Here is an 11,146-nt window from a genome sequence, read left to right as displayed (position 1 = left end):
AACCGCCCACCGTGGCTTAAGAAATTTCGCGCCTGAAAGGCGGCAAGGCATTCAGGATAGCCTTGCCATAGCGCTGGGTGACCAGACGCCGATCAAGCAAGGTGATGGTGCCCCGGTCCTCTTCGGTACGCAGCAGGCGACCGCAGGCCTGGACCAGCTTCAAGGAAGCATCCGGCACCGAGATCTCCATGAACGGATTACCGCCCCGCGCCTCGATCCACTCGGCCAAAGCCGCCTCGACCGGATCGTCCGGCACCGAGAACGGGATCTTGGCAATCACCACGTGTTCGCAATAGGCACCCGGCAAGTCTACCCCTTCGGCGAAGCTGGCCAGGCCGAACAGCACGCTGGAGTCGCCGCCGTCTACACGCGCCTTGTGTTTGTTCAGGGTCTCCTGCTTGGACAGATTGCCCTGGATAAACACTTGCTTGCGCCAATCACGGTCGAGACCGTCGAACACGTCCTGCATCTGTTTGCGTGACGAGAACAGCACCAGCGTTCCGCGCGAGCCTTCGACCAGCTCCGGCAGGTCGCGGATGATCGCGGCGGTGTGGGCCGCTGCGTCCCGTGGGTCGGCCTTGAGGTCCGGCACCCGCAGCACGCCCGCATCGGCGTGATGGAACGGGCTCGGCACCACGGCGGTGACGGCTTTTTTCGGCAGGCCGGCGCGCATGCGGAAGCGGTCGAAGGTGCCTAGCGCGGTCAGCGTGGCGGAGGTCACCAGGCAGCCATAGGCCACGTTCCACAGGTTGCGGCGCAGCATTTCGGCGGCCAGGATCGGGCTGGCGTTGACCTCGATATCGAACAGCGCACCGCTTTCCGACAGGGTCAGCCAGCGCGCCATGGGCGGGTTGTCTTCCGGGTCTTCGACGGTGAAGGCGGTCCACAGCTCCCAGTTGCCCTGGGAACGGGACAGCAGGCTGCCGAACAGCGGGTACCATTCCTCGGCCTGGTTGCTGGCGATGCCGATATTGACCTCGCCGTCCATGCCTTCCTTGAGCAAATCCGTAAGACGGGTGAACAGATCGGTCAGGCGTGAAAAGCCTTTCTTCAGCTCGATGCCCATTTCGCGCATGTGCTCGGGGATCAGCCCACCGACAAAACGATGGCGGGGACGCTCACGCCCCTCCACATCTTCACCGGGCTTGAAGTCGGCCACCTGCTCGCAGGCACTGAACATGAATTGCTGCTGGGTCTTGATCTCGCGCGCCAGCTCCGGCACCTGTTCGATCAGCTTGCCCAGGTCGCCCGGAAGCGGGTGCTGGGCCAGCAGTTTGGTGAGGTTCTTCGCGGTGGTTTCGAGCCAGTCGGCGGTGGAGCGCAGGCGCGTGTAATGGGCGAAATGGCCGATGGCCTTGTCGGGCAGGTGGTGGCCTTCGTCAAACACATAGAGGGTGTCGCGCGGGTCCGGCAACACCGCACCGCCGCCCAGGGCCAGGTCGGCCAGCACCATGTCGTGGTTGGTGACGATCACATCGACCTTGCCCATGCCTTCGCGAGCCTTGTAGAAGGCGCACTGGCCGAAGTTGGGGCAATGGCGGTTGGTGCACTGGCTGTGGTCGGTGGTCAGGCGCGCCCAGTCGGAATCCTCCAGGGCGGTGGGCCAGCTGTCGCGGTCACCGTCCCATTTATTGCCGGCCAGTTTCTCGATCATGCTGGTAAACAGCTTCTGGCTGGCCTCATCGACTTCGATCTTGAAGCCTTCTTCTTCGAACAGCTGGGCGGTGGCGGTTTGCGCGTGACCTTCCTGCAACAGCACGTCGAGCTTGGACAGGCACATGTAGCGGCCACGGCCCTTGGCCAGGGCGAAGGTGAAGCTCAGGCCACTGTTGCGCATCAGGTCGGGCAGGTCCTTGTAGACGATCTGCTCCTGCAGGGCGACGGTGGCGGTGGCGATCACCAGGCGCTTGCCGGCGGCCTTGGCGGTCGGGATCGCGGCCAGGCTGTAGGCCACGGTCTTGCCGGTACCGGTGCCGGCCTCGACGGCCACGACCGCGGGCTCACCCTCGCGGCGGCCTTCGTCGTCGGTGTCGATATCCCCGAGGACCTTGGCCACTTCGGCGATCATCAGGCGTTGGCCATAGCGCGGTTTCAAGCTCTTGGCTTCGAGAAAACGCGAATAGGCACCCTGGATCGTGGTTTTGAGTTCAGTGCTGATCATGGATAGTCGGGCGCAAAAAACGCTGGATAAATTTTCAGTGGTTCGGATCGGCGGCTATCATACCCCGCTAATGAATCCCGCGCAGAACGGAGTACCACAATGACCGCGTTTAGCCTCGCTTACACCCTGCATGTATTGGCCGCCCTGGTATGGGTCGGCGGTATGTTTTTCGCCTGGATGATCCTGCGCCCCGCCGCTGTGGCGGCACTTGAAGGCCCTGCCCGGCTCAAATTATGGGCAAATGTGTTTCAACGTTTTTTCGTATGGGTGTGGATCGCCGTGGCGGTTTTGCCGATCAGCGGCATTGGCCTGCTGCACTTGCGCTTCAACGGGTTTGAGACGGCACCGCGTTATGTGCAGGTGATGATGGGCTTGTATCTGGTGATGACGGCGCTGTTTATCCGCATCCAGGCGCTGAAGTTCCCGGAGTTGCGCAAGGCAGTGGCGGCTGAGGATTGGCCGGCGGGTGCGGCGGTGCTGGGGCAGATTCGCCGATTGGTGGGCATTAACCTGATTGTGGGGTTGGTGGTGGTGGCGATTGCTTCGGCTCGGCCGATGTTCTGAGGCAGGCTTTAGTCCGCTATCGGGGGCAAGCCCCCTCCCACAGTTGGAATGCAGTCCAATTGTGGGAGGGGGCTTGCCCCGATGGCGTCAGAGCAGGCAATTCAAAGCCGCTGGATGGTCACAGTCCCCGCAGGCCCAGCCGGCCCCGGCTGCCCTTCCAAGCCTGGACGGCCTTTCTCACCGCCATCGGCGCGGTACACCAGGCAGCCTTTGGACTGGCCGCCCTTGCCCGGCTTGCCCGCCGTGCCAGCCAATCCACCGGGACCGCCATCGACCCAGACCTTTATATGCTCGGCCGGAAAGTCCTGGGGCAACTCGACGCGCACCTGCGCGCCCGACGCGCCAGGCAAGCCATCACCGCCGTTATCCCCGTTGGCACCGCGACCGGCCGAGCCCCAGGTGCACCCTGGGTCTTCGCCGTTGGCGCCATCCAGCCCGGCATAACCCTGGGCGCCGGCACCGCCACGGGCGTCCACCGAGAGTTCTTCTGCCGCCAGGGAGTTGATACGCAAGGTCAGGTCACGCCCGGCCTTGGCCGGTTTTTCGTGGGTGCCGGGAGCGCCGCGGGAGGTGATCTGGCTACCGTGGTCCAATTGCGCATGGCGCACCTGCAATTGCAAAGCGGTGTTGCCGGGCACAATGGTGATACGGGCGTCGCGGCCCAGGTGCAGCTCATCCACGGAGACCTGGCTGATGTTGGCGGGAATCAGCAAGGTGCCATAGTCCGCCACCTCCAGGCGCTCCAATTGCAACACGCTGGTGCTGTTGGGCAGGCGCATCAACGAGTTGGGTTCAACACTGACGCTCTGGGCCAGGGCAACGGGGCTGACCAACAGGGCCAACAGAAAAACCTTACGCATCATGGAGCTCCCCTGAATTTTTTCAAAAAATATTTCTAGTTTTTCTTTGGACGCACAGTAACGACTTCCGCAGGCGCTTTGCCAGTGAAGGATCAAAAAAGTTAATAAAGGGGGAGGATTGGCAGCAATGCCCCTGTGTATCCCACAGGGGCAAGGGCCGTCAGCGGTTGATCTGGATTTCCGTACGACGGTTCAAGGCACGGCCTTCAGCGGTTTTGTTATCGGCTACCGGATGGCTCTCGCCTGCACCGGTCACCGATACAAAACTGCTGCGCGGCACGCCGGACTTGATCAGGTACTCGACCACCGAATGCGCGCGTTTTTCCGAGAGTTTCTGATTGTAGGCCTCTTTGCCGACGCTGTCGGTGTGGCCACTGACCCGCAACTGGGCGCCTGGGGCTTCCTGTTTCAGGCGGGTGGCGACGGTGTCGAGCTTGGCGGTATCCGCCGCCGTCAACTTCGCCGAGTCGAACTGGAAGTGCACGTCACGGATCACGATGGTTTCCTCCTTGACCACGACCACTTCCTCAACCACGGCCGGTGGCGGTGCGGGCGGGCAACCATTGGCATCCACCTGCACACCTTTTGGCGTGCCCGGGCACTTGTCGCGGCTGTCCGGCACGCCATCGCCATCTTCGTCACCGTCGCCATGCACCCAGCAATAGGCGCCGGCCATACCGCCGATCAACAACGCGCCATAGCCTGCATAGGCCGAGCTTTCAGTGGCACCGATCGCCGCACCGGTCACACCGCCAACGGCGGCGCAGGTGGGCCAGTCGGTTTTTTGCAAACCTGCGCAACCTGTCAATACTCCGGTTAGCAGAACCAAGGGTAGAGCTGTCCGCATGATGCTCATCTGATTTCTCCTGAGGGGATCGGCGGGGGCCGATGAGTGGAGTAAAGACGGCTCTTTTCATCTGCGCCACTACGCCGCGCGCCCGTATTCATTGAGGATCGTGGCCCTCGTAGGACTTTTCGCCACCGCCCGCTCTAGGCCCGCACGCTCAGCCGCGCTAGTCTCTACGGTCCTGATGTGAGGATCTCTGATGACCGCCGGTATTTCTGACCGTACACCCCAGCAGGCCCTGGCCGCCTTGCTCGACCTGCACCAGCCCAAACGCCTGTTGCTGTTGGGCGCCAGCCAGTTCCCGGCGCTGGAGGCTTTTCAAGCAGCACACCCCGGCACCCAGGTTGCTGTTGCCCCACCCGGCCCACTGCCGGCGGAGCTGGCCGCGCAGCGTTTTGACCTGGCGCTGGTGGTGGATTGCCTGGAGCACCTGTCAAAACCGCAAGGCCTGACCCTGCTGGGCGGTATCCGCAACCTCAACGCCAGCCGCATTGCGGTGCTGGTTGACCTGGGGGCCTGCGACTGGAAGGACACCGACTTCTTCTCCCTGGCCCTGCAGGCTGGCGAGCGTTTCCAGCGTGACGAACAGGTTCTGACGCTGTTTACCTATGATCTGCTTGACTATAAACAGGTACCGGACTGGCTCAACGCCCGCTTCTGGGCCAACCCGGAAAACTTCGGAAAGTATTGGTGGTAACCCGATGAGTACATCCATTTGCCCCTGCGGCAGTGGCAACCTGCTGGATGCTTGCTGCGGCCATTATCACGCCGGGCACCCCGCGCCCTGCGCGACCGCGTTGATGCGCTCGCGCTACAGCGCCTACGTACTGGGCCTGGTGGACTATCTGGTTGCCACCACGCTGCCCGCGCAACAGCCCGGCCTGGACTGTGCCGCCATCGCCGCGTGGAGCGCCCAGAGCACCTGGCTCGGCCTTGAAGTGGAAAGCTCCGAGGTATTCGGCGGCCAGCCGGAACACGCGTTCGTGACCTTCACCGCGCGCTGGCATGACAGCACCGGCGAACATAGTCACCGCGAGCAGTCTTCTTTCGTACAGAATGACGGGCGCTGGTACTTCATCGACCCGACCGTGGAAGTGAAGACCGGACGTAACGATGCCTGCCTGTGCGGCAGCGGGCAAAAATTCAAGAAGTGTTGTTCCAGCTATCTCTAGCCATCACAGGACTCACGCCATGCTCCGAATCTACAGCTTGATGCTGGCGTTAACCCTTGGCCTGACCGGCTGCGCGTCGTGGTTCGAGGACGACGCGCCGCCCCCCCACATCTCCCTGGTGAAGGTCGAAGTGGTGCGAGCCAAGCTGCTGGAGCAGAAATTCAAGCTGTACTTTCGCGTGGACAATCGCGACGACGCCGACCTGACCGTGCGCGGCCTGATCTACAAAGTGACGCTGGATGACTTTGTGCTGACCGAAGGCGAGTCCAACGAATGGCTTACCGTGCCGCCGCGCGGCCATGCCTTTTTCAAGGTGTCGGTGCGCACCAACCTCTGGCCGCAGATCCGCGATGTGGTGCAGATGCTGAAAAAACCCGACCGCCCCGTGCCCTATCGCCTCGAAGGCGAGCTGAAAACCGGATTATTCATCGGTTATGACGTGCAGGTGAATCACAATGGCGAGATAATCCCCGGCGATTTTATTCCGGAGCGACATCGATGACTCAGCAACCCCATGTCCATGGTCCTGACTGCAACCATGATCACGATCACCATGATCACGACCACGGCCATGTCCACGGCCCGAACTGCGGCCACGCTCACCAGGAGCCGGTGCGCAATGCCCTGAAGGACGTGGGTCGCAACGATCCTTGCCCGTGCGGCAGCGAGAAGAAATTCAAGAAGTGCCACGGGGCGTAAAGCCACGCTGAAGATTTAAATGTGGGAGGGGGCTTGCCCCCGATAGCGGTATACCAGTCTCCTATTCAGTGCCTGACAGCCAGCAATCGGGGGCAAGCCCCCTCCCACATTCAGTTGCGTTCCACATTCAGGATTTGCGTTGAAACACCAGTTCCACCTCAAGCCCTCCGCCGTCCCGGTTGCGCAACTCCAAACGCCCGCCATGCGCCTTGGCGATGCTGTGGGCAATGCTCAATCCCAGGCCATACCCGCCGGTCTCGGCATTGCGTGAACCTTCCACGCGATAGAACGGCTCCATTACCCGCTCCAACTGTTCCTGGGGAATCCCGGGGCCACGGTCACTGATGACGATCTTCAAGCTGTCTGCCTGGTCCTCGACCCGCACCACCACATCACGGCCATAACGCACAGCGTTCTCCAGCAGGTTCTGCACACAACGTTTAAGGCTGCGGGCATACCCCGGCAATGGCTGCTTCGCCCGGCCTTCGATCACCACCTGCTCGCCAACGTCTTGCAAGTCCGCCTGCAGGCTTTGCAGCAAGGCGTTGATATCGATGTTCTGCCGCGTCTCGTTGATTTCGCCGCTGCTGACAAAATCCAGCGTGCTGGACACCATGTGCTCCATTTCTTCCAGATCGCTGCGAAAACGCTCCTTGGTGCGATTGTCCTCAAGCATCTCGGTGCGCAGGCGCAGTCGTGTGATCGGTGAACGCAAATCGTGGGAAATCGCCGCAAGGAAACGCGTGCGTTCGGCGATGTTGGCGATCAGCCGCTGTTGCATCGCATTAAATGCCTGGGCGGCGCGGCGGACCTCAGTGGGACCGTCCACCGACAGCGGCGGGCGCTGGATATCCCGGCCCAATGCCTCGGCGGCCTTGGCCAGGGTGTTGAGCGGGCGAATCGCCAGGCGTACCGCGACCAGCGCGATCACCACCAACACCAGCACCCGCAACAGGTAGATGCGCATCACGTAATCGAACAGCAGGTCCAGCGGCGAGGTACTGGTCCAGCCCTGCTCTTCACTGGCATCCACCTGCAACCAGCGCCCGTCGGGCAGGCGCAGGTCGATCAAAAATTGTCCCACCACCGGTTGGGAACCGAGCAAGGTCGACAGGCCGGCGGTCTGCCCGTCGCCATCGACCAGCGACAGGCGCAACAGGATCAGGGTCTGGGCGTAACCGGTTTTTTCCGAGAGCACCTTCTTGATCAATCGCTCGGTGGGCCGGTCACTGTCATGCAGGGTGCTCGGGGTGTTGCTGGCCTGGTCGCTGAGGCTCAGGCGGAAGTTTGGCGTGTCGAGCAGCTTGATCAGCACATCCGCTTGCTGCGGATCGCTGTGCACCAGGCGCACCACGTCCGCCAGGCGCGTGGCGATCAACCGCGCCGGGATTTCCAGCACCTGCCCATGGCGTCGGTCGTACCAGATGCTGCTGGTCAGGGCCTGCGCGGCGAGCATGCCGCTGACGAGGATCAGCACCAGCCGGCCGAACAGCGAACGCGGCAGCAGTCTCACGACTCCAACACCACGTCATCGGCGGTGAGCATGTAGCCCTCGTTGCGCACGGTCTTGATCAACCCTGCCGGCAATTGCGAGCGCAGGCGGCTGACGCACACATCGATGGAGCGGTCGAACGGCGTGCTGTCCTTGTCGAACACATGGTTGAGCAGAAAGTCGCGGTTCAACGGGCGGTTGGGGTGCTGCAACAGCAGGCGCAACACGCGGTAATCCGAGTTGCCCAGGCTGACCACCACGCCCTGCGGCGACAGCAATTGCCGCGCCCGCGTGTCGAGTTGCCAGCCGGCGAAACGAATGCTCGGCGCTTCATCCAGGCGGGCGCGGTCGGGAAAGCTCTGTACCCGGCGCAGCACCACTTTTATCCGCACCAGCAACTCACGTGGGTCGAAGGGTTTGGGCAAGTAATCGTCGGCGCCGATTTCCAGGCCGACGATACGATCGATCAACGAGCCCTTGGCGGTGAGCATCACCACCGGCGTGTTGGAGTTCACCCGCAGTTCGCGGCAAAGGCTCAGGCCGTCTTCGCCGGGCAGCATCAGGTCGAGCACGATCAGGTCGATCACATTCAGCGCCAGGCGGCGGCGCATTTCCTTGCCGTCGGCGGCGGTGAACACCTGGAAGCCGGCGTCGCTCAGGTAGTCGCAGAGCAGTTGGCGGATTTGCGGGTCGTCGTCAACGATCAGCAGGTGGTCTTGCTTGGCCATGGGCAGTCAATCCGAAAAACGATGAAACGCAGCAAATAGCCGAAAATTCAGCCGGCAGCGCAGGCAAATGTAATGGAATGTTGTAGGAAACCCTAATCACGCATCAGCGATACAAACCTGGGGTATGGCAGGAGGAATCGCTCTTTAGACTACCGAACCTAAATGAGAGTAATTGTAATTTAGACTCGGACGCTACCATGTCATTGCCCCTATCATTGCCCACGCCTCACCACCACACGCGGCACACCACCCTGGCACCGATGTTCGGTTTGCTGGCTGCCGGAAGCGTCGCACCGGTCGCCCTGGCTGGCGCCCCAACCGCCACGTCCAGCGATTCGGTGTTGAGCCTGCCGGAAATCAAGGTCGACGGCGAAGCCACTTCCACCTTCAAGGTGGACCGCGTCACCTCGGCCAAAATCAGCCAGCCGCTGCTGGACACACCGCAAAGCGTGACCATCGTGCCGCAACAGGTGCTCAAGGAGCAGAACGCGCAGACCTTGCAGGAAGTGTTGCGCAATGTCCCGGGCATTACCTTTATGTCCGGCGAGGGCAACCTGGGCTGGGGCGATCTGTTTTCGATCCGCGGTTTTTCTTCCGAGCAGAGCCTGACCGTCGACGGCGTGCGCGATGCCGGCATGTCCACGCGCACCGACACCTTCAACCTGCAGCAGGCCGAAGTGTTCAAGGGCACCGGTTCCATCGAGTCCGGGGTCTCGGCCGTGGGCGGCAGCGTCAACCTGGTCAGCAAGGAAGCGCATCTGGGCGATGCCAACAAAGTCTCGGCCGGGATCGGCACCGACAGCTACCGCCGCCTCACTGCCGACCTGAATAAACAGCTGAACGACACCACCGCCGTGCGCATCAACCTGATGAAGCACTACAACCAGGTGGCCGAACGCGACGATGTGGACTACGACCGCTGGGGCATTGCCACCTCGTTCGGCTTCGGCCTGGGCACCGACACGCGGTTGTTCATCGACACCTTCTACCAGAAAGACACCAACACCCCGGACGGCGGTGTGCCGATCCAGCGCGGCACCAACGGCGACCGCATGCCGGGCGTGAAACGCTCCAACTGGTACGGCGACTCCCGCCTCTACACCCAAGAGAACAAAACCACCTCGCTCACGGCGCGCTTTGAGCATGACTTCGCCTGGAACGACGCCAACCTGCGCAACCAGACGCGCTGGGAACGCAGCGACAACTTCGCCGTGCTCTCGCCGGCGCGCTTCTTCGCCGCCAACGCCAGCGGCCAGAAGACCTGCACCGGCACCCGCTGTGCGACTTTGGGCTACACCGGCGTAGGCCCGATCAGCCAAGTGCCGGGCAGCACGGTGAATGCCTACACCGACTACGTAAACAACAGCAACACCGCCTACGGCATCCTGCGCGGCAGCGACTTTGGTTTGTCCAAGCGCTACACCATCCTGGACAACCAGACCGACTTCAATTTCAACCTCACCACCGGCAGCCTGCAGCACGCGGTGGTCAGCGGCCTGGAGTTCTATCACGAGACCTACGGCGGCCTGAAACGCAACGCCGAAGTGCCGGCAGGCAACATGCTGTTTGATATGCACGACCCCAGCCACAGCTTCGCCAGCACCTACGTGACCAAAGGCGAAGGCGACCCGCGCTCGGTGATCGACAACGCCGGTCTCTACCTGGGCGACACCCTCACCCTCAACGAGCAGTGGCAAGTACTCGGTTCGTTGCGCTACGACAACTGGCGCGCCGAAACCCGCCAGCGCGGCCAGGCGACGATCAGCAGTACCGACGGTGCCGTCAGCGGTCGGGTTGGCGCCGTGTTCAAGCCGTTGCCCAACGGCAGCATCTATGTGTCCTACAGCGAGGCGGCGCAGCCCTCGGCGCTGGGCGCGTCCACCAACAACCAGATCTACGGCGCGGCCAGCACCAGCAATTACAGCCCGGCCAAATCCAAGACCTATGAACTGGGCACCAAGTGGGACATCGCCCATGACATGCTCAACGTCACGGCGGCGATCTTCCGCACCGAACTGGACAACGCCTGGGAATACCAGGACGGCGAATCCGCCCCGGTACGCGCCCTGCCCGCCAAGCGCGTCGACGGCATCGAGTTGGGCTTGCAAGGCAATATCACCCCGCGCTGGACCGCCTACAGCGGTTTCTCGGCCCTCAAGAGCACCCAGACCAAAGGCATCAACAAAGGCGCCGAAGCCAAGAACGTCCCGGACCTGACCGCCAACCTGTGGACCACCTACGCCGTCACCGACGCCCTGAGCCTCAGCTACGGCGAGCAATACGTGGGCCGGCGCCGCTACACCGACAACAAATACGTCGGCGGGTTGAACAACAACAGCAGCTACGCCAACGGCCCGTCCGGGGTCTACGCGATCTACACCCGAGACCACGAAAAAGCCCCCGGCTACTGGCTGAGCAACCTGGCCGCGCAATACAAGGTGAACAAGGACACCACGGTCAACCTCAACCTCAACAACGTGTTCAACACGTTCTATTACAGCCAGGTCGGCGCGTCCCTCGATGGCTTCCAGCTCTACGGCATTCCGGGCGCCGGGCGCACCCTCACTGCCAGCGTCGACTATGAGTTCTGAACCGTGCTGGTCGAGATCCCGGCACTGCTCAA

Annotated in this window: 11 protein-coding genes; 6 read left to right on the top strand and 5 right to left on the bottom strand. The window is 62.3% G+C overall.

The window, feature by feature from the left end; genetic code table 11:
- Positions 1-16: 16 nt before the first annotated feature.
- Positions 17-2,161 carry an ATP-dependent DNA helicase DinG gene (gene dinG, locus K5K89_RS07555; protein ID WP_071488837.1) on the bottom strand — a complete coding sequence of 715 codons (2,145 nt, stop codon included), beginning with the start codon at positions 2,159-2,161 and terminating at the stop codon, positions 17-19.
- 99 nt (positions 2,162-2,260) lie between these two features.
- Here dinG and K5K89_RS07550 point away from each other — a divergent pair, with 99 nt between their 5' ends.
- The gene (locus tag K5K89_RS07550) at positions 2,261-2,725 is read left to right on the top strand and encodes a CopD family protein (protein ID WP_071488836.1); all 465 of its coding nucleotides are present in this window, start codon (positions 2,261-2,263) and stop codon (positions 2,723-2,725) included.
- Between the two features lie 101 nt (positions 2,726-2,826).
- Here K5K89_RS07550 and K5K89_RS07545 read toward each other — a convergent pair whose 3' ends face one another.
- Both K5K89_RS07545 and K5K89_RS07540 read right to left on the bottom strand, forming a co-directional pair.
- Entirely contained in the window at positions 2,827-3,585 is a 759-nt protein-coding gene (locus tag K5K89_RS07545; protein ID WP_071489101.1) for a collagen-like triple helix repeat-containing protein, read from the bottom strand.
- A gap of 160 nt (positions 3,586-3,745) precedes the next feature.
- On the bottom strand, positions 3,746-4,441 hold the full coding sequence (locus K5K89_RS07540) for an OmpA family protein (RefSeq protein ID WP_071488835.1): 696 nt from the start codon (positions 4,439-4,441) through the stop codon (positions 3,746-3,748).
- A 190-nt stretch (positions 4,442-4,631) separates the two neighbouring features.
- On the opposite strand from K5K89_RS07540, the gene K5K89_RS07535 reads away from it, so the two are divergent.
- From K5K89_RS07535 to K5K89_RS07520, 4 genes are read left to right on the top strand one after another with little or no spacing between them, the layout of a single operon-like run.
- A complete protein-coding gene (locus tag K5K89_RS07535) occupies positions 4,632-5,129 on the top strand; it encodes a DUF6231 family protein (RefSeq protein ID WP_071488834.1) in 498 nt (165 codons plus the stop codon).
- Between the two features lie 4 nt (positions 5,130-5,133).
- Positions 5,134-5,604 carry a YchJ family protein gene (locus tag K5K89_RS07530; RefSeq protein ID WP_222541124.1) on the top strand — a complete coding sequence of 157 codons (471 nt, stop codon included), beginning with the start codon at positions 5,134-5,136 and terminating at the stop codon, positions 5,602-5,604.
- A gap of 19 nt (positions 5,605-5,623) precedes the next feature.
- Positions 5,624-6,106, top strand: a complete 483-nt coding sequence (locus tag K5K89_RS07525) for an LEA type 2 family protein (RefSeq protein ID WP_222541123.1) — start codon at positions 5,624-5,626, stop codon at positions 6,104-6,106.
- Positions 6,103-6,303, top strand: a complete 201-nt coding sequence (locus K5K89_RS07520; RefSeq protein ID WP_003189235.1) for an SEC-C metal-binding domain-containing protein — start codon at positions 6,103-6,105, stop codon at positions 6,301-6,303. Before K5K89_RS07525 ends, K5K89_RS07520 begins: the two co-directional genes overlap by 4 nt.
- A 127-nt stretch (positions 6,304-6,430) precedes the next feature.
- On the opposite strand, the gene K5K89_RS07515 is transcribed toward K5K89_RS07520, so the two are convergent.
- Together K5K89_RS07515 and K5K89_RS07510 are read right to left on the bottom strand one after the other, a co-directional pair.
- Positions 6,431-7,816, bottom strand: a complete 1,386-nt coding sequence (locus K5K89_RS07515) for an ATP-binding protein (protein WP_222541122.1) — start codon at positions 7,814-7,816, stop codon at positions 6,431-6,433.
- Positions 7,813-8,523, bottom strand: a complete 711-nt coding sequence (locus K5K89_RS07510) for a response regulator (RefSeq protein ID WP_222541121.1) — start codon at positions 8,521-8,523, stop codon at positions 7,813-7,815. The genes K5K89_RS07515 and K5K89_RS07510 overlap by 4 nt, the downstream gene beginning before the upstream one ends.
- A 197-nt stretch (positions 8,524-8,720) precedes the next feature.
- On the opposite strand from K5K89_RS07510, the gene K5K89_RS07505 reads away from it, so the two are divergent.
- Entirely contained in the window at positions 8,721-11,114 is a 2,394-nt protein-coding gene (locus tag K5K89_RS07505) for a TonB-dependent receptor (RefSeq protein ID WP_222541120.1), read from the top strand.
- Positions 11,115-11,146 lie beyond the last annotated feature (32 nt).

Origin of the sequence: Pseudomonas sp. DR208, assembly GCF_019823005.1 — a bacterium.
In the GTDB taxonomy this organism is placed as follows: Bacteria; Pseudomonadota; Gammaproteobacteria; order Pseudomonadales; family Pseudomonadaceae; genus Aquipseudomonas; species Aquipseudomonas extremorientalis.
The sequence above is the reverse complement of the archived record's forward strand: the minus strand, read 5'-3'. Positions and strand labels throughout refer to the sequence as shown.